18 protein-coding genes are annotated in these 18654 nt (G+C 45.9%); 12 read left to right on the top strand and 6 right to left on the bottom strand.

Translation table 11 applies throughout. The features are described 5' to 3' along the window. The first annotated feature begins 71 nt into the window (after window positions 1–71). The 5 genes from ACIFSR_RS05785 (at window position 72) to ACIFSR_RS05765 (ending at window position 7321) form a co-directional block, all read left to right on the top strand. A complete protein-coding gene (locus tag ACIFSR_RS05785; RefSeq protein ID WP_076268448.1) occupies window positions 72–1481 on the top strand; it encodes an MATE family efflux transporter in 1410 nt (469 codons plus the stop codon). Between the two features lie 101 nt (window positions 1482–1582). Further along, window positions 1583–2071, top strand: a complete 489-nt coding sequence (infC, locus tag ACIFSR_RS05780; RefSeq protein WP_430056199.1) for a translation initiation factor IF-3 — start codon at window positions 1583–1585, stop codon at window positions 2069–2071. Window positions 2072–2321: 250 nt separating this feature from the next. Next, entirely contained in the window at window positions 2322–4676 is a 2355-nt protein-coding gene (locus ACIFSR_RS05775; protein ID WP_430055666.1) for an FdhF/YdeP family oxidoreductase, read from the top strand. 57 nt (window positions 4677–4733) lie between these two features. Continuing rightward, entirely contained in the window at window positions 4734–5543 is an 810-nt protein-coding gene (fdhD, locus tag ACIFSR_RS05770; RefSeq protein WP_339206430.1) for a formate dehydrogenase accessory sulfurtransferase FdhD, read from the top strand. A 59-nt stretch (window positions 5544–5602) separates the two neighbouring features. Then, window positions 5603–7321 (top strand): ABC transporter ATP-binding protein, encoded by a 1719-nt coding sequence (locus tag ACIFSR_RS05765; RefSeq protein ID WP_430056197.1) that lies wholly within the window; start codon window positions 5603–5605, stop codon window positions 7319–7321. Window positions 7322–7547: 226 nt separating this feature from the next. Here ACIFSR_RS05765 and ACIFSR_RS05760 read toward each other — a convergent pair whose 3' ends face one another. After that, window positions 7548–8195 (bottom strand): YitT family protein, encoded by a 648-nt coding sequence (locus tag ACIFSR_RS05760; protein ID WP_430055663.1) that lies wholly within the window; start codon window positions 8193–8195, stop codon window positions 7548–7550. 151 nt (window positions 8196–8346) lie between these two features. On the opposite strand from ACIFSR_RS05760, the gene ACIFSR_RS05755 reads away from it, so the two are divergent. The 5 genes from ACIFSR_RS05755 (at window position 8347) to ACIFSR_RS05735 (ending at window position 11456) form a co-directional block, all read left to right on the top strand. After that, window positions 8347–8784, top strand: a complete 438-nt coding sequence (locus tag ACIFSR_RS05755; RefSeq protein ID WP_339206433.1) for an Lrp/AsnC family transcriptional regulator — start codon at window positions 8347–8349, stop codon at window positions 8782–8784. A gap of 30 nt (window positions 8785–8814) precedes the next feature. Then, complete coding sequence (locus tag ACIFSR_RS05750; RefSeq protein ID WP_430055660.1) at window positions 8815–9918, top strand: threonine aldolase family protein; 1104 nt, start codon at window positions 8815–8817, stop codon at window positions 9916–9918. A 270-nt stretch (window positions 9919–10188) separates the two neighbouring features. Beyond that, window positions 10189–10557: a hypothetical protein gene (locus ACIFSR_RS05745; RefSeq protein ID WP_430055657.1), complete on the top strand. Its 369-nt coding sequence runs from the start codon at window positions 10189–10191 to the stop codon at window positions 10555–10557. 117 nt (window positions 10558–10674) lie between these two features. After that, window positions 10675–11010 (top strand): hypothetical protein, encoded by a 336-nt coding sequence (locus ACIFSR_RS05740; RefSeq protein WP_430055655.1) that lies wholly within the window; start codon window positions 10675–10677, stop codon window positions 11008–11010. Window positions 11011–11045: 35 nt separating this feature from the next. Then, window positions 11046–11456 carry a VOC family protein gene (locus ACIFSR_RS05735; protein ID WP_430055653.1) on the top strand — a complete coding sequence of 137 codons (411 nt, stop codon included), beginning with the start codon at window positions 11046–11048 and terminating at the stop codon, window positions 11454–11456. A 351-nt stretch (window positions 11457–11807) separates the two neighbouring features. On the opposite strand, the gene ACIFSR_RS05730 is transcribed toward ACIFSR_RS05735, so the two are convergent. After that, window positions 11808–12917 carry an ATP-binding protein gene (locus ACIFSR_RS05730; protein ID WP_430055650.1) on the bottom strand — a complete coding sequence of 370 codons (1110 nt, stop codon included), beginning with the start codon at window positions 12915–12917 and terminating at the stop codon, window positions 11808–11810. A gap of 152 nt (window positions 12918–13069) precedes the next feature. Here ACIFSR_RS05730 and ACIFSR_RS05725 point away from each other — a divergent pair, with 152 nt between their 5' ends. After that, window positions 13070–13975 (top strand): DUF4275 family protein, encoded by a 906-nt coding sequence (locus ACIFSR_RS05725; RefSeq protein WP_430055647.1) that lies wholly within the window; start codon window positions 13070–13072, stop codon window positions 13973–13975. Here the strand turns inward: ACIFSR_RS05725 and ACIFSR_RS05720 are convergent. Then, window positions 13953–14705 carry a DUF6843 domain-containing protein gene (locus ACIFSR_RS05720; protein ID WP_430055645.1) on the bottom strand — a complete coding sequence of 251 codons (753 nt, stop codon included), beginning with the start codon at window positions 14703–14705 and terminating at the stop codon, window positions 13953–13955. The two genes, ACIFSR_RS05725 and ACIFSR_RS05720, sit on opposite strands and share 23 nt — an antisense overlap. A 162-nt stretch (window positions 14706–14867) precedes the next feature. On the opposite strand from ACIFSR_RS05720, the gene trpS reads away from it, so the two are divergent. Continuing rightward, the gene (trpS, locus tag ACIFSR_RS05715; protein WP_339206448.1) at window positions 14868–15851 is read left to right on the top strand and encodes a tryptophan--tRNA ligase; all 984 of its coding nucleotides are present in this window, start codon (window positions 14868–14870) and stop codon (window positions 15849–15851) included. A 364-nt stretch (window positions 15852–16215) separates the two neighbouring features. Here the strand turns inward: trpS and ACIFSR_RS05710 are convergent, their stop codons facing one another. Genes ACIFSR_RS05710 through ACIFSR_RS05700 form a run of 3 tightly spaced genes read right to left on the bottom strand, consistent with a single transcriptional unit; the run spans window position 16216 to window position 18594 of the window. Continuing rightward, on the bottom strand, window positions 16216–16956 hold the full coding sequence (locus ACIFSR_RS05710; protein ID WP_339206449.1) for an ABC transporter permease: 741 nt from the start codon (window positions 16954–16956) through the stop codon (window positions 16216–16218). A gap of 1 nt (window position 16957) precedes the next feature. Then, window positions 16958–17686 carry an ABC transporter permease gene (locus tag ACIFSR_RS05705; RefSeq protein WP_430055641.1) on the bottom strand — a complete coding sequence of 243 codons (729 nt, stop codon included), beginning with the start codon at window positions 17684–17686 and terminating at the stop codon, window positions 16958–16960. Beyond that, window positions 17683–18594, bottom strand: a complete 912-nt coding sequence (locus tag ACIFSR_RS05700; RefSeq protein ID WP_430055639.1) for an ABC transporter ATP-binding protein — start codon at window positions 18592–18594, stop codon at window positions 17683–17685. The genes ACIFSR_RS05705 and ACIFSR_RS05700 overlap by 4 nt, the downstream gene beginning before the upstream one ends. Between the last annotated feature and the right edge of the window lie 60 nt (window positions 18595–18654).

The raw sequence follows: 18654 nt of genomic DNA, 5'->3' as shown, positions 1-18654 counted from the left end.
TTGATATGACGATTGATGATAAGACAACGGATACGGCCGCTATTAGGCAGCCGATGCAGGAGGACAACAGGATGGCTTTATCTAACAAAAAGATTTCGCTCTGGATGCTGGCGTGGCCAATATTCATAGAGCTGTTTTTACAATTTTTGCTCGGTGCGGCGGACACGCTGATGGTGAGCCGGATATCGGATGATGCAGTAGCGGTAGTAGGCTTCTCTAACCAGCTGTTTCAAGCGTTGACGACTTTATTTATAACAGTCGCGAGTGGAGCGGGCATACTCATTGCACAAAAAATAGGCTCTAAAAATGGCGAGGATGCTCGCACAATCGCGATAATGGCGGTGAAAGTAAGTGCCATCATTGGGCTTTTGCTTAGCGGGCTGCTCATCCTCATTCCAGGCGAGATCGCTGCGGTGCTGCAGCTTCCAGAAAATTTGATTCCACTGGCAAAGACGTATATTTCGATAGTCGGCGGCGGAATGGTATTGATTGCATTGATGTCGGCGCTTAGCACATCGATTCGGAATACGGGAAATACAAAGGGACCTATGTATACAGCAATTGGTATGAACGTTGTGCATGTTTTTTTCAACTATGCGTTCATCTTCGGGGCATTCGGTTTTCCAAAATGGGGCTTGATGGGCGTAGCCATATCAACCGTGTTATGCCGCTTGCTCGCTACGATTGTGCTGTTCATCATGTTCCTTAGCTCTTTTGAACGTACGATTGCTCTTCGTGACTTTAATGTATTTAATCGTAAGCTGTTTGGCGAAATTCTTCGTATTGGATGGCCGCTTGGCGTGAATATGTCTTGCTGGGTGTTTACGCAGCTGCTTATTTTCACCTTTTTGGCTATTCTCGGCTCGAATGAGCTGGCGGCACGGACGTATATGAATACGTTGGAGTCCTTTTGCTTCATGCTTGGTTATTCGATTGCACTGGCAGTACAAATTCAGATTGCCCATCTATTTGGAGCAGGCAAGGTGAAAGAGGCGTACCATATCGCTTTTCGAGCGATGTGGATTGGACTTGCGGTGGTAACGGTTAACGCGTTTCTTATTTATTTGTTTGGCAAGCAGCTGCTAGGCATGTTTACTGAAAACAAAGAAATCGTAGCGCTAGGCGTGTCTCTGCTGGGGATGAATCTACTGCTGCAGCCGGGCAAAATGATCAATATGGCGCTCGGCAATTCATTAAATGCGGTAGGCGATACCCGGTTTACGATGTGGACTTCGGTATTCTCGATGTGGCTGATTGCGACGGGATTAGCTTATTTTGTGGGAATTCAACTTGGCTGGGGCTTGATCGGGATATATGCCTGCATGATCTTAGATGAGTACATCCGCGGAATATTGTCTTTAATTCGCTGGAGAGGCCAAAAGTTTCTGCGCAGAGCAGAGCGGGATGAAGCCGAAGCGAAGCGAAGTGCAGAGAGCGGCATTAGTGGAAAAACACATAAACAAACCGCGCTGGATATCTAATAAAAGCGTATAATAGAGGAAGGAATAGACAGCGGCTTCGCAAGTGAAGGCTGCTGTTTTCCGTATTCACGGCAAGGGAGCGATTAACGGATATGGCATCGATGGTTATTATGAATGAAAAAATACGCGCCTCCGAGGTGCACTTGACTGGTTTGCGAGGCGAGGATTTAGGCATTGTCTCGCGTGATGAAGCGCTGGCAAAAGCAAAGGAATTGAAAGTGGATTTGGTCTGCACCTCGCTTATGAGCAGCCCTCCGCCATGCAAGCTGGTAGCCAAAGGGCAAGCGAAGAAACAGGCTGACCAAGAGAAGCGCGGGGCAAAGGTAAAGGAGCAGCCTAGCAAAATAAAAGAGCTCCGCTTGACCGCGCATATAGAGGATCATGATTATGATACGAAGCTGCGGCAGGCAGCGAAGCTTCTTGGTTTAGGCAACGGCGTGCAGCTCGTTGTAAAAATTCAAGGCAAGGAAGGCCCCAAGGCGAAGGAGCTGCTGGAGCGCATGCTGAAGGATCTGGAGGAGAGCGGCAAGAAACAATCCGGCATACAAGTAAGCGGGAAGCAAGCAGCGGTGCAGGTGCTGCCTTTATAGAAGTATGTTGAAGGTGACAGGTAAGCAGCTATAAAGCCTTTCTGATGGCGGTGACAACAGGGGTTAACAGGAGGAGGCAACAGCTTTCTCCTAAAGCTGCATATAGGTTAGCTGATAGGGTGATTGATGTGAAGGCTTCTCGGTTTGCATCTATTTTCAAATATAAAATGTATGCGCTTACTCATTTGTGGTAGCTTAGTAAGTAGAATGGCAATCGTTCCATAATGATCATTAACGGGGTGAATCATTAATGAAGAAAACATTGCATACAGGACCGATCAAGCTGCCGAGGCTGCCAGACCCTAAGCTGTGGGTGAGCAAAGCACCTTTTGGGCTAGGACGCATTAAGCCGCATCATATTCGTGATACGCTCAAGGTAGCGTGGGATAACCGAGACAGCTTGCCGTATGCATATCGGATTTTGACGCAGGGTGTATGTGACGGCTGTGCGCTTGGCGTGTCTGGTTTATATGATCAGACGCTGGATGGCCCTCATATTTGTACGACGAGATTGAACGTCCTGCGGCTAAATACGATGCCTGCTATCAAAGCAGATGTGCTGCATGGCGATATTGAGGAGCTGCGAAAGCTCGATAGCACGCAATTGCGCAAGCTGGGAAGGCTGCCTTACCCCCTTATAAGAAGCAAGGGAGAAAGAAGCTTTCGCAGAATTTCGTGGGATGAGGCGCTGGACCGCATCGCTGCCAAAGCGAGGGTTATAGACCCGAAGCAAATGGCGTTTTATTTAACTGCGCGCGGGATAACGAATGAATCTTATTATGTGGCTGCAAAGGCGGCTCGGCTCATTGGGACAAATAATATTGACAACGCCTCCCGCATTTGCCATTCCCCATCCAAAACAGCGATGAAGCGCTCTATTGGGGTAGGTGCCTCTACCTGCAATTATAAGGACTGGATTGGTACGGATGTGCTCGTTTTTTGGGGCAGTGTGGCAGCGAACAATCAGCCTGTATCGACCAAGTATATGTACGCAGCTAAGCGCAAGGGTACCAAAATCATCGTGATCAACCCCTATCGCGAGCCGGCAATGGAGGGCTACTGGATACCTTCTATACCGGAATCAGCTCTCTTTGGCACGAAGCTGGCAGACGATTTCTATCAGGTGAATATCGGCGGAGACATTGCTTTCATGCACGGCGTCATGAAATGCTGGTTTGAGATGGAGGAGGAGCAGCTAGGCTCAGCGATTGATCATGCTTTTGTAAGCGCGCATACGAAGGGGTACGAGGAGCTGAGGGCTCATATTCAGCAGCAGGACTGGGAGCTGTTGGAGAAATCATCGGGGCTGACGAGAGCGCGGATGCAGGCTTTCGCTGCTTTGCTTGCCGAGGCGAAGTCAGGCGTATTCGTATGGAGCATGGGGCTGACGCAGCATCGATTCGGAACGGACAATATTTCGCAGGTTGCCAATCTTGCGCTGCTCCGCGGTTTTCTCGGGCGGGAGCATTGCGGCTTGATGCCGATTCGCGGCCATAGCGGCGTTCAAGGCTCAGGCGAAATGGGGGCTGACCCCTTTAGTCTGCCTGGCGGTGAGTTCAAAGGTGCGGATATCCGCCGTTTAGAGGAGCTTTGGGGCTTCAAGCTGCCGGATTGGCAAGGGGACATTGTAGGCGTGTCGCTTGAAAATGCAATGTTGAAGGAGCATGCCGATCGTAAGCTGAAGCTGTTCTATACATCAGGCGGCAATTTTATCGAGACGATGCCTGATCCTGATTTTGTGAAGCGCTGCTTAGAGAGCGTCGAATTGCGGGTGCATCAGGATATCGTGCTGAACAGCTCGACACTTGTAGATGCGCAGGAGGAGGTTATCGTACTGCCTGCCATGACAAGGTATGAACAGCCAGGCGGAGGTACGTCAACCTCGACGGAGCGAATGGTTTATTTTTCGCCAACTATTGAAGGGCCGAGGATCGAAGAAGCGCGTGCGGAGTGGCAAATCTATGCGGATTTAGCTGCACGCATTAGGCCGGAGCTCAAAGCGGCTATCACGTTCAAAGATGCTGCTGCCGTGAGGGAAGAGATTGCGATGGCTTCACCGAACTATGAGGGCGTAGAGCTGCTGCGGAATCAAGGAGACGTATTCCAATGGGGCGGGGCGTGGCTGTGCGAGGGTGGTTTTTGTCCAACTTCTGACGGGAAGGGCAGCCTGCTGCCCATTGAATTGCCAGAGCTGCGTATACCGGAAGGGCATTTCTATGCAACGACAAGGCGCGGAAAGCAGTTTAACTCTATGATTTATGGCGAGAAGGATGCTTTTAACGATGCAGGACGCTACGACGTGCTGATGAATGAAGCGAATTTATCGGAGCTTGCGATCGCCGAAGGTGATGCGATTGTTGTATATAACCGAAGCGGGAGCTTCCATGGCAGGGCGAAACCAGCGGATATTGCGCCAGGCAATATCGAGTTGTATTGGCCCGAAGGAAATAGTCTATTTCCAAAAGGAGTATATGAGCCGTTTGCAGGCATACCAGAGTATAATGCTTCCGTTATCGTGGAGAAGGCTGAAACCTATCATGCCTTTAAGGATACCAAGTATATGGAGAAGCGGATTGTGGAGCTGGAAATCGAGCCGCCGGCGTAGAACTGCTGTGGTCGTAATGATGCATAAGCAAGCTGAGTGTGGAAGGGGAGTATTCGAATGGATCTTTCGAACACGACAAAATGGCGCATACTCAAATACGATAGCAGCGGCCACTGGGAGAAGGATGACGACATCGCTGCGGAATATCCGCTTACTCTGAAGCTAGGCGGTGAGGAATTTGCAACGATGGTATGCTCGCCATCACATTTGCAGGAGCTGGTCATTGGTTTCCTCGCTTCCGAAGGGGTTATACGTGCTGCCGGTCAGGTGAAATCGCTGCGGATCGAAGAGGATACGGGTTTTGCTTATGTTGAGCTAGAGCATAAGCATACGTTAAGTCAGGATCATTACGCGAAACGTTTTATCGGATCATGCTGCGGCAAGAGTCGTCAGTTTTATTTTCACAATGATATGCTGACGGCCAAAACGATCATGACCCGCACCAAAATATCTGCTGAGCAATGTATTCGCTTTATGCGCGAGCTTCAAGAGGCATCCTCGGAATTTCGCAGCACGGGCGGTGTTCATAATGCAGCCATTGGAACGCCATCGGAGCTGCTTGCTGTAAGAACGGATATTGGGCGCCACAATGCGCTTGATAAGCTGTTCGGCTATTGTTTGCTGCACCGTGTTCGGACTTCGGATAAAGTGATTGCATTCAGCGGCAGGCTCTCCTCGGAGGCGGTGCTGAAAGCGGCCAAGATCGGCTGCGGCATTATGCTCAGCAAGTCGGCGCCTACTGATCTTGCTCTTCGTTTGGCAGAGGATTTAGGCATTACCTGCGTCGGTTTTATTAGAGGCGGAGAGATGAATGTATATACCCATCATGACCGAATCGATTTCGGCGATGGATTGACAGCATGGTAGTGATTGTATATCATTTTAAATGAAAATGATTATCACCATGTGACAAGAAGGAGTTTATGATGCTTTTACGCTTTTTTTCCTACTACAAGCCTTACAAGAAGCTTTTTCTGCTTGATTTCTGTTGTGCAGTAGTGCTGGCGATTCTTGAGCTGTGCTTTCCCTTGGCAGTCAGCTATGTAATAGATACGCTGTTGCCTGACGAGAACTGGGGGCTTATCGTTACTGCCTGTGCGATCTTGCTTCTGATTTATATTATTAATACGATTTTGTCCTATGTAGTCACCTATTGGGGACATATGCTTGGTATTAATATTGAGACGGACATGCGGAAGAAGCTGTTCGACCACGTACAGAAGCTGTCCTTCCGTTTCTTCGATAATACGAAGACCGGTCATCTGATCTCGCGTCTGACGAATGATTTATTCGAGATTGGCGAGGTTGCGCATCATGGTCCAGAGGATATGTTCATTGCTGCGATGACGCTCGTCGGAGCGTTCGGCATTATGGCGTATATTAATTTGGAGTTAGCCATTCTTACTTTTGTTATTGTGCCAATCATTATCTGGCTCGTTCTGATGTTCAACGGTAAAATGACGAAAGCTGCGAATCGGTTGTTCTCGGACATGGCCGATTTTAATGCTCGAGTAGAGGATACGGTTGGCGGGATTCGTGTTGTTCAAGCTTTCTCGAACGAAAGCCATGAGAAAAAGCTATTCAAGGTGAACAACCTGCGTTTCCGTGAAGCGAAGCTCATTTCTTACAAAATCATTGGTTTGAACTCTTCGATTACCTACATGCTGATGAGGCTTGTATCTGTATTCGTATTGATTGCAGGCACTTGGTTCGTTATTAAAGGTGATCTGAAGTACGGCGAATTTATTAGTTTTGTTTTGCTTACGAACATCTTCTTTAAACCGATTGAAAAAATCAATGCAGTTATCGAAAGTTACCCAAAAGGCATTGCCGGCTTTAAACGTTATGTGCAGCTGCTGGAGACAGCACCTGATGTTGCGGATAAACCCAATGCGAGAGAGGTTAAGCGTTTAAACGGGAATATTGTATATCGAAATGTTACGTTTGGTTATGAAGGCGAAGCGAAGGTGCTTCAAAATATCGATCTTACTATACGTGCAGGTGAGACAATTGCCTTCGTTGGACCTTCCGGCGCCGGCAAAACGACGCTTTGCAGCTTGCTGCCGCGATTCTATGAAATTGAAGGCGGAAGCATCTCCGTCGATGGCTATGATACTCGCGATTTGAAGCTGGATTCGCTCCGGAAGCAGATCGGTATCGTACAGCAGGATGTGTTCCTGTTCGCAGGTACGATTAGAGAAAACATCAGTTACGGCAAGCTTGGCGCATCGGATACAGATATTTGGGAAGCCGCGCGCAGAGCGAAGCTGGAGGAGTTCATCCACGCGCAGCCGGACGGACTGGAAACGGTAGTAGGCGAACGCGGCGTTAAGCTGTCTGGCGGACAGAAGCAGCGGCTTGCGATTGCGCGGATGTTCCTCAAAAACCCGCCTATCCTTATTCTCGACGAGGCGACTTCGGCACTCGACACTGAAACGGAAGCAGCAATCCAGCAGTCGCTGGCTGAACTGTCCGTGGGCCGCACAACGCTTGTTATTGCACATCGCCTCGCTACGATCAAAAATGCAGATCGCATTGTTGTCGTAACGGAGCAAGGAATAACCGAGCAAGGCCGTCATGAAGAGCTTGTATCGGCGGGTGGCATTTACAGCCGCTTGCATAATGCACAGTTTGGCAATAGATAATCTGAATTTGAATGAAGGCTGCCGATATCGATGAATCGGCAGCCTTTTTTTTACTAACAATGCAGCCGAGGCTGTTTATCGCTAGCAACTAGAGTGAAATTGACAGGCACTACTAGGCATTAAATTCACCCATCACAACCCCACCCATCAACCCCACCCATTAAACCGAAGCATCCATTACAACTTACTCCGCTCCATGCTAAAGGAACTAATGGTTCGGTCTTGTTTAAATGGTATTCGCAGCGCCCGACAATACTTCTTGTTTCTCTTTCTCTGCTCCTGTTTTCCTTCTCTTATAAAACGACAAGAAGGCCGATGTAACGGCAATCGATAAAGCAGAGTACAATCCGCTTTTAATCGAAAATACGGATAGGCTAGTAAGGACAACTAGAAAATCGAAGGCGAAGTTGGTAATGCCAGGGTTGACGCCATGCTTTTTGTGCAAATAGATGGCTAGTATTGTCGCGCCGCCGAGTGAAGCACCGTTGCGGAACAAGGCAGTGATGCCCGCTCCGATGAATAATCCTCCGACGATTGCTCCGATTAGCGGCGGAATCGTAAAGGCAGGCAAGATATCGTTTATTGCACTTAATGAGGAGAGCAGCGCGATCGCACCAATAGTTTTGAAGGTAAAGGATTTGCCCATGTAAAAGTAGGAGAAAATTAGAAATGGAAGATTGAGCAATAAAAACAAATAGTGGAATGAGACTTGCAGCTGGGGTGATAAGCTTAAAGAGAGTCCCGCTGTTCCTCCAGTGACGATATGAGAATGCTTTAAAATAACTAATCCGCCGGCAGTAACGAAGCAGCCTACTGCAATATGGAGCCATTTGCTGATACTTTCCTTCATTTTGTAATCCAATATGCGCAACATCTCACATGCACCGCCTGCTTAAGTTTGTTACTATAAGAATACAAAACAGCATCAATCGTATATATGATAAACAGAATGAAATTGATGTGAATTTATATAACATTGAACGAATTTTTATTGTTTTTCCTGCAAAATGAAGGAGGTTGTGATCATGGATCAATTGGATCGAATGCTTCTCCAATTACTGCAGGAGGATGGCCGAATAACGGTGAGTGAGCTGTCCAAACGATTGTCTCTCAGCCGCCCCAGCATATCTGAGCGTCTGCTGCGTTTGCAGGAGAAAGGCATCATTACTGGATTCGGTGCTCGAGTATCGCCTGCTGCTATCGGCAGAAACATACAGGTCATTATTCAAATGAGCGAATTGAAAGTATTTCCGATGGAGTTTGAGAAGCGCATCATGAATGATGATGAGATTATAGAATGCCACCGGGTAACAGGAACGGTCAGCTATGTTCTGAAAGCAGCGATAACGGGGATGGATGATCTAAGCGAGCTTGTAGAGAGGCTTATGCCTTTCGGCAATGTCAATACTTCGGTCATTCTTTCCTCGCCTGTTATGAACAAAACCATACTGCCTAAGGAATAAACGATTAACGGAGTAAAGGGGACTTATAGGATGGAACAGACGAAGACATTAATTAAAGCGTACAATCAAGCCAGCTATCCGTTAATTGGTCATGGAAAGCGGAATGTACAAGTTCTGAAAGAAGCACTAGAGCAGTGGGACGCAGAGCAGGATAGCGATATGTATGGCAATGGTGCGATTATTGAGAATTTTGAGGAAAAGATGGCTAAACTGCTAGGCAAAGAATCGGCTGTATTTTTCCCCAGCGGTACAATGGCTCAGCAAATTGCCCTTCGTATATGGTGTGACGAGAAAGGAAATAAGAAGGTCGGTTATCATCCTTTAAGCCATCTGGAGATTCACGAGAAAGACGGCATGAAAGAGCTGCATCATCTTGAAGCTGTACTGTTGGCGGATGTAGAAAGGCCTGTCCTTCTTCATGATTTGCTTGGTCTAGAGGAAAAAATCGCTTGTTTGCTGCTGGAGCTGCCGCAGCGCGAAATTGGCGGACAGCTGCCGGAATTTGCCGAGCTAGAGGCCATGTCGGCTTTTTGCCGGGAGAGAGGAATTAAGCTTCATCTGGATGGTGCGAGGCTGTTCGAGATTCTTCCGTATTATGAAAAGTCTGCTCAAGAGGTTTGCGCGCTCTTCGACAGTGTATATATTTCGTTCTATAAAGGAATTGGCGGTATTGCAGGAGCGATATTAGCCGGCGACCGCAGCTTTATAGAGGAATCGAAGATTTGGAAAAGACGCCACGGCGGTGATCTGATTAGCTTATATCCCTATATTATTGCTGCAGACTTTTACATGGAGCGGCGACTTCCGCATATGAAGAAGTACTACAAGGAAGCACAGGAGCTTGCGGCATTATATAACGGGAGCGAGGGCATGAAGACTATCCCGGAGGTGCCTATTTCCAATATGTTTCATGTTCACTCGACAGCACAGAAGGAGCAGCTTGAAACAATCCTAATCGATATCGCAGCGAAAACAGGCATAGGCTTGTCGCAGTCTGTGCGTGATAAAGGCGAGGATGGCTCCTATTTTGAGGTTAATATTGGCGATCGGTATGATGCGGCTCCTAAAGAAACGCTTTTTGAAGCATTTCGATTGCTGGACAATAAGCTGCAACAGAAAGGGGAGAGGGAATAGCATTAACACTTTTAACTCGATTATGTCTGCACAACATGCTAAGTTATAAATGGTGGAAAATGAGATAATATTTGATAAAACGTGGCAATCCATGATGTTAGCACATAATGTGAAATGACGCTAAAGAAGGAGTGATCCATTCTGAAAAAAATCATTTTACTAATTGTTTGCTGTTTCCTCGTATTTGGTGGTTCATATGTCTACTCGAAAGCGAAGCCGCCTTTAACAGCACAGGCGTTCTCTTCAACAAACGATAGACAAATTGTTTTAGTGATAGTCGGCAATAAAAGTGTAGTTGGATCTATTGATATTAATGAGGTATTAATAAATGATGGCGCCGTGCCTGAGCGAGTCAAAATACAAGTTAGCAGCCCTGCTAAAGGTTTTATTGTAACCGACCGCTTCGATGAGACGGAAGAAAAGGATTACTCATTTAAGGATCTGAATGAAGTGACCATTCCAACAGGAACATCCCCGCAGGCACTGACGGCCAAAGAGAATAAAGGCAAGGTCACAGATGCGGATCATACCTATGCCCTAACAATAGGGGATAAGCAAACGATTGAATCGATCACGATCAAGTATAACCACCTCGGGATTTCGCATAAAATAACGATTTCGACGATAAAGGTTCAATGAGCTATACTACGTACAACATAAAGAATGATTAACGAGGTTAGTTTTTGATGAGGCTAAACGTTGGATAGCAATAGGGGTTCCAATTTATAAAATAGTACAGAGGAGGTATGTATTCATATGAAATATTCCTTTTGTGCAGGGGCGGCATCTGTGGGATGTATCATGTTGAGCTGCCTTTTATTGTTTTGGAACCCTTACACGGAAATACCGGTGAGTGATAAAACGATTCTTATCGTGTTTATGATGTTGATCCTTCCAGCTTGTATAGGAATTTTAGCTGCAATTTTGAGAAACCGAATGTTAATGCTAGTGGTACTCATCTGGTCGCTGCCGTATGGCATTTATTTATCTGTAGCATCTATACCAAGTATTTGGAATCTCTATGCAGCGGTTCTCATTTTATATGTCATTTCCCTAATAAGGAAAGAAACCGCATATAAAGGGGCATTATAAAGTAAAAAAAAGACATGAAAGGACGAGACGAAACAATGGAGAAAGCAAATCAAAAAATTAAAACATTTTTTATGTTTGAAGGCAGAGCGGAGGAGGCTATGAACTTCTACACTTCATTATTCGATCAATCCGAAATCATAAGCATCCAGCGATACGGAGCGAATGAGACAGGCCCTGAAGGAACCGTGATGAAAGCTGCATTTTCTCTAAAAGGACAACAGTTTATGTGTATCGATAGCGGCGTCAACCATGGCTTTACGTTTACACCTTCAATATCTTTGTTCGTTACCTGCGATACGGAAGAGGAAATAGACCAGGTTTTTGAAAGCCTATCACATGAGGGCAGCATTCTCATGCCGCTGGCCGCTTATCCGTTTAGTGAGAAGTTTGGTTGGGTTTCAGATAAGTTCGGCGTTTCATGGCAATTAAGTCTTGAGAAAAGCTGATTGCTCCCTATTACCATTCGTTTAATGGAAATTCGGAAAGGCTGAAGCAGGCAAGAGAGATTAGAAGAGCGTAGAGTTGAAATTCAACCTATTCTGTACCCTGAACGATACATATGTGCACATTTTAATTCTAAAGCCATGTTTACTTTTGATTCACAACTATTTAAATAACCATGGCATGATTAACAACCCTAAAGCGCTCGCTTTAGAGATTTACCACTTCGCAAAACCCAAATTCCCCGAAGAAGTTGATGTTTACATTCCAACTCATGAATAGTGCTGATGCAGAAGATAGTGGACATATTCCACCGTCTTCTGCATCTCGATAGCGCAGCTTCAAGTTTGAAGCTGCTATAGCATCTCAACCTTTAGGTCAGGGAAACGACCTTGCAGATCTGCTAAACGATCTATTAGTGCAGCTTTATCAAATGGATATTTAAAAATGTCCGGATTCGGCTTAAAGGTAATGCTTGTGCCTGTTTCCTTCGTCATGCCTAAGACAAGCAGTTCACTTTGCGGTATGCCGTGTTTAAAGTCTTGACGAAATACTTTTCCTTCACGGCGAACCTCTACAGAAAGCTGTTCAGACAAAGCGTTAACTACAGGCATGTTTATGCCTTTTAACCCTTCGGATGCTACAACGGATGCGCTTTTATTGTAATGCCCAAGCTCCGTAAGCACGGTTTGTACTGGAGTTGTCTTCGACTGAGGGAAGGCTTGAATCGGAATGCCTCGACCATTATCAGAGACGGTAATACTTGTATCGCTGTGAAGTACGATACATAGCTCCGTACTATAGCCTGCTTGGTGTTCTAACACCGAGTTATCAATGACGGACCATAAAAGATGATTCGGATCGTACCCCTCTTTATTTTCGCCTAAATACTCTTCAACGTTATTTCTAGCCTCAGTAAGCTCCATATAATGGCTCGTATCGAGCAGATCAGTAATAGCGGTCAACAAAAGCAGCAGCGGAAGCGTTCGATGAGCAGGCAGAGAATACTTGCCACCACGTTCCTCTTGAACCAAAAGGTCAGCCCCGAGTAAGGCTTTGGTATGGTGGTAAAGCTGCCCCGTCGTTCCGAGGTTTAGTCGTTCTACGATATCTGAGCCGGAGAGAGGCTCCAGCAATACAGCAAGCAGGATGTCGAGCCTCTGCTTATTCCCGAGTGCTGCCAAAACTTTTGCTGCTTTATCGGTGTCAAGACCAAGTAAGTGATGGACTTCTTGCTGCCTAGGGTCCCACCTGAAGCCATTGTGCCCGCGATATTGCCCGGAATAAAAGAGGCTGCCCAAATCATGCGGGGCTTCATCGTTTAATGAGTTCTCATTTACATTCATGGTTAATGCTTGTTTTGGAGAAGGACGAGTATTAATGACCTGAGTTAACATTTGTTTGAGCTCGTTCATCTCTTTGGTAAGTAAATCAAGCTCAGTACCGTAGTCTCTAGAAGCTGACAAATAGCATCACCTCTTAATGTTATTGTTTTACGTAATTACGTTATACGATAAATTTAACATAAGTTCAGTCAATTGTAAACATAGCCCAAAAACTTTGTGGTACGATGAAGAAATATTTTAATAGCAGGCCTAACACTTAAGGGGGTAAGGGATTGTTTTCGAAAAAGAGGCATGTGAGGATAGATTGGGAATGCTCCATTGAGGACGAAACAGATGCTAGCGTCTGTGTTTATGTCACATTTCCAGATTACTCCCGGTGGGTAGCTAATTTTTATACGATAAAATGTATCGAATCCATCCGTAACGATCGGCTGAGCAGAGGGGAAAATACGTTCGTCTGGTCAGAAGAAAATTTGATTATTGTCGATAAAGTAAGTCGAGCACATATTGAGAAAATTATTGATGAGAGTATGGAACAAAATACATTCGAGTATTTATTTAAATATTTTGGCTGGGTTCAGGCACCGAATGTTAGACAATATCCTGACGGTTTCTTCGAAAACGAGCCAATGATTAACTCTGATATCGTAATGCGTCAAGCAGGAAGACTATACGAAATGCTGGAGCATGCCAGCGACGAATTGAAGGACAATATAAAGCGTTTTTTGTTTGATGATCGTAAGGTGCGGATTGAGCATCTTGAGTTGATACCCAAACTTGAAGTTAAGTCTATGATTGTGGCTCAGGCAGAGCTTGAGGGTCGTGACATGAAGCGCGAGTGGGAGGACGTTTTTGCAGAGGGTTTGGATGCTCAAGATAAGACGAACATTTATATGGAACAATATTTATGGCATGTTTTCAGCTATGCAAAAAAACCATGCTTAAGCGATGAACAAGCGGTCGAAGCATTCCGTAATGAGCCTAAAAAGGCATGTTATGTCTTCTATCAGCAGCATGATTTAGTGTTGCTTATAGAAGATGCAGCGCGTTTAATGCCTGAGGATGTGGAAGGCGAGCAGGACATCTATATTGTAGATGAGCATTTTAAGTGGACCTATGTGGTAACCCATGAGTCTGAATTAGGGCCTTATTTTGTTAAGGCACAGTATACTCGCTAATCGTTACTCCAGGATCGGAGCCGTATTTCATGGTTTCGCCAGAGATCGGAATTTCCTTTACTTCATTGCCCAGTTCATCTATTAATACATGCCTAATGCCTCGTACAGGCCGAGGACTAGACGTTTTATAGATACCATCCTCCGAAATATTAATGACTTCATATCCTTTTTTCTTAGAGATAGGCGGAGAGCTTGAATCGCCAAAATGAATGACAACAGTGCCGTGAAAGCTTTGCGGAATGTGATGGATAACTGGTCTGCTTTTCTCAACCTCTGAGACCAGCATGTTGATCGGCAGGTATATGATTACAAGTGAAGCAAGCAAGAAAATGAGATATCCCTTCTCTTTTATAGCAATAAGAGAACCTACAGAGAATACGATTGCAGAGCTGGCAAATAGTAAAATAAACAGTCCGAACTCAGGAGAAAAGAGATTCTGTATTCCCCATATTCCTAAGCCCATCATAACGGTAACGGAAGCTGCGGCAATGATACTTAGAACAATTAGCAGGGCAGTGCGCAGCAAAATAGCCGACTTTCTCCATCGGAACATCAGGGTGTAAAACGGGAGAATAAGGAATAGATACGAAGGAAGCGTCCAGCCGATAAGCTTGCTCGAATCACTTCCGAGGGTCTGATCGTACACGAGCGCCAAATAACCTAAATAAGCGAGTATGCCTGCAAAATAGCTGGCTATAGCAACTAAAACGTAAAATAGCTTTTGTTTCATGGGGACAACACCTCTTCTGTGAGTATGGAAGCTCTGTACCCCTAAAGCATAACGTTATACCGAATATCGCAATAGTTCTATCTTTTGTAGTACCGACCTCACGAAGCGCTTGTAGCAAGTACATCTCCAATAATTATTAGCCGCAAATAAGGAGGAAGTAACATGAAACGTATCCTTTCAGGAATAAAACCAAGTGGGGAGCTTAATATAGGCGGTTATGGAGGTGCCTTGCATCAATTTGTGAAAATGCAGCATGACTTTGAGTGCTTTTTCTTTGTACCGGATCTTCATGCGGTGACTGTTCCTCAGGACCCGAAAGAATTGTTTCAGCGTTCAAAGGACATTGCGGCATTTTATATTGCTGCAGGAATTGATCCTAAAAAGGCGACGATTTTTATACAATCGCATGTGCCTGCTCATGTCGAGCTGGGATGGATAATGGAGACTCAGGTTCACTTTGGAGAGCTGAGCAGAATGACGCAGTTCAAAGAGAAATCAGATGGGAAAGATTCTGTCAGCTCTGCTTTGTTTACGTACCCTGCCTTGATGGCAGCGGACATTCTCCTCTATCAAGCGACTCATGTTCCTGTCGGGGAGGATCAGAAGCAGCATTTAGAGATGACTAGAGATTTAGCTGCGCGATTTAATAGTCGTTTTGAAAAAACATTTGTAATTCCTGAACCAATCATCCCCACTATTGGCTCCCGTATTATGGGGCTTGATGATCCAACTAAAAAAATGAGTAAGAGTAACCCCAATAAAAATAGCTACGTGCTGCTACTTGACTCGCCAGCTGATATTCGTAAAAAACTCGCAAGAGCTGTTACCGATTCAGAAATGTCTGTGCGATATGATTGGGACAATAAACCTGCGGTCAGTAATTTGATCGAGATCTATGCGGTGTTCTCAGGAGAGTCCACCGAGACGATTGAAAGGCGTTACGAGGGCCAAGGATATGGCGGGTTTAAGAAGGATTTAGCCGAGGTTGTCGTCGAGAAGCTAGTACCTATACAAGAGAGATATAGAGATATTATCGATTCAGATGAGCTGATCCGTATCCTTAAAGAAGGAGCGATGAGAGCCTCGGAAACGGCTCAAATAACGCTTGTTCAAGCGAAACGTGCCATGGGATTCGTAACTTTTTAACAGAGCAGGCTGGGATTACTGATAGAAATCATAATGAACAGGAAAATCTCCAGCTAATTTTGCGATTATGCCCGTATATTCTGAATTAGAAGGAATTTGTACCGTTAAATCAATGGAAATGGGCAGTTTCCTAAAATATTGCCTAGATTAGCGGGAGAATTTCCTGTTAACTTGGTTTTTATCTGAGAAGAGGGAATTATAGCAGGAGAAATTCCGGTTAGATTGTTTCTCTAGGAGCCTATAAGGCAGGATGCCGTCAAGAATGAGTGGATTGGGATGAGTGAGTCACCAATACAGTAATAAAAAACGGTCAATCCCGCCTCTGCAGTGGGATTGACCGTTTTTTCATTTGTATCTGAGCGGCTTACACTTCTTTGCGAGTGAAATAAAGTAGGCCAATTGCAAAGAACAAAACAAAGCTGCTCGTTATCGTAATGAGCAAGTTTTCTAAAGGGAGCGCAAAGGCGCCGAAATTGTCGCCTTCGAAGCTTAGCATCGCGAGCATTGGTTGTGCCCATGGGTAGAAGGGCGCGAAGCGTTCAGAATTAACGATAAGCATATTAGGCAGCGTAAGCATCACATTAATGACGAGTGGAGCGGCAAAGCTGCTCCAGCTTACAGATACGAGCAGTTGCAGCGCGGCAAGCGGGAGACAGGCAAGCCAGCCGCTGCCAACTCCTTTCAGGAGCATTGCCCACGGAAGCGGGCCGTCGATGCCTTGATAGGTCGCTGCAATAATAACTGCTCCTAGAAACAAAAGCTGCGTTATGGCAAGGAGAACAGCAACTACACTGAATTTGGCGAAGTAGAGTCCGATTCTAGACACAGGCAGCGTAAGCAGCTGCTTCCAGCCTCCTCCTACATGCTCGTATCTGCATACGAAAGCGGACAGAATGCCCGTTAATATTGGTAAGAACAGCATAGCATGGAACGAAGCCATCGAAGCAATGAGTAAGGCATATTGTGCGGACGCATCCGGCGAATCAAACGATATTAACATGCCAAGAGCAAGTGACAGCAGCGAGCTGAGCGGGATGAGTATCCAAATAAACGTTTTGAATAACTTAATCCGTTCCGCAGCGACTAAACGCAGGAAACCAATCATTTCAATTCACATCCTTTTTGATGAAATGAAAGGCGCCAACAAGTAGAAGGATGCACCCGAGCAGAAAGCCTCCACCAACGAATAGCTCTCGCTGCGGATCCATATAACCTAGCATCGGCCAGTTTAACGGCAGCAGCTTTGACCAATTCTTTGAAATCAGACCTGTGAATATGGAGCTGATCGCGATCAACACGCCAAACGTAATAGGAATGGCTTGATTTTTCATGGTCATGCAAAGCCATACAAACAGCGCAAGCGCCGGGAGCGATGCGATAAACGGCAGGAAGCATAGCCGCAAAATATCGATTACTGGCATCTCTTTAAGCCCGAATCGCAACGATAAACCAAGCGCAGCGGTTCCTATAGCCAGCAAAACACATGATGAGAGCAGCAACAGGAAGCTTAATGCGAATTTGGAGCGGAACACGGCACCCTTGGAAATAGGAAGGGCGAGCAGCTGCTTCCACGCATTTGTGTTATGTTCGATATTTGCTAGCAGGGAAGAGACAAGTGTCACTCCAAGAAATAGCGAGATTGGAACAAACATTTGGATGTCCTGAAGCAAGACCTCCCAGAGTCTCCCTGCATATCTGTTCGTTAAATAATCATAACGAAGTCCGTAATTAAGAGCTTGCATAGCGATCAATCCGATAGGGCCAATAAAGATAAGAAACCATAGCCCCTTGCCGCGTATTTTCAAAAAATCAGCTGAAAGTGCTTTGAGCATCATAGCTTACCCTCCCCGACAATTTGCAGGAAGAGATCCTCCAGTGATTTGCGTTTCTCCTCGACACGGTAGATAGAGTGGTCTCGCTCTACGAGATTTTTGACAATGCGTGCAAGGGCAGGGTTATCGGTATGCTCCAGCATAATGGCGGAGCCATTTTGTACAGCGCCCACACCTTGCCGCTGCAAGGCAGCAAGTGCTAGTTCTGGCTCAGACACGACCAGCGATATTGTTCCTTGTGCCTGTTCATGCAAATGGCTAATCGTATCTTGGAAGACGAGCTCCCCCTGACGAATAATACCGACGGTTCCTGCTGTAAGCTCAACCTCGCTTAACAAATGACTGGATATAAGGACGGTAATGCCGTGCTGCTTAGGCATTTCTTTAATTAATTCACGAATTTCCAATATGCCGGATGGATCTAGTCCATTTGTCGGCTCGTCGAGCAGCAGCAGCTCAGGGCTGCCAAGCAATGCGCTTGCGATACCTAGTCGCTGCTTCATTCCAAGCGAGAAGCCTTTCACTGGACGCCGCGCTTCCTTGGTGAGTCCAACGATGTCGAGAACTTCAGCAATTTTGGATACAGGAGCACCGAGTATACGGCGAATAGCTTCTAGGTTGTCGACGGCGCTTAAATGACCATAGTACGAAGGGTATTCGACGAGCGAGCCGACCCGGCGCAATATAGATAACCTTTCCTTGTTCAAAGGTTTCCCAAAAATATGGACAGATCCGCCCGACGGCTGGATTAATCCGAGCAGCATGCGGATTGTCGTCGTTTTACCAGCGCCGTTCGGCCCAAGAAAGCCATATATATCTCCTTTAGCAATTTTCAAATTTAGATTGGACACCGCAAAACGCCCTTTATAACGTTTGCTTAGCCCTTTCGTTTCGATTACCCATTCATTCACGTTAATCACCTCATTACTTACATTAACGGGTGAAGGTTAAACGAAGAGCTCCCCAAGTTT

Source organism: Paenibacillus sp. NRS-1760 (assembly GCF_050467785.1).
Taxonomy (GTDB): domain Bacteria; phylum Bacillota; class Bacilli; order Paenibacillales; family Paenibacillaceae; genus Pristimantibacillus.
The sequence above is the reverse complement of the archived record's forward strand: the minus strand, read 5'-3'. Positions and strand labels throughout refer to the sequence as shown.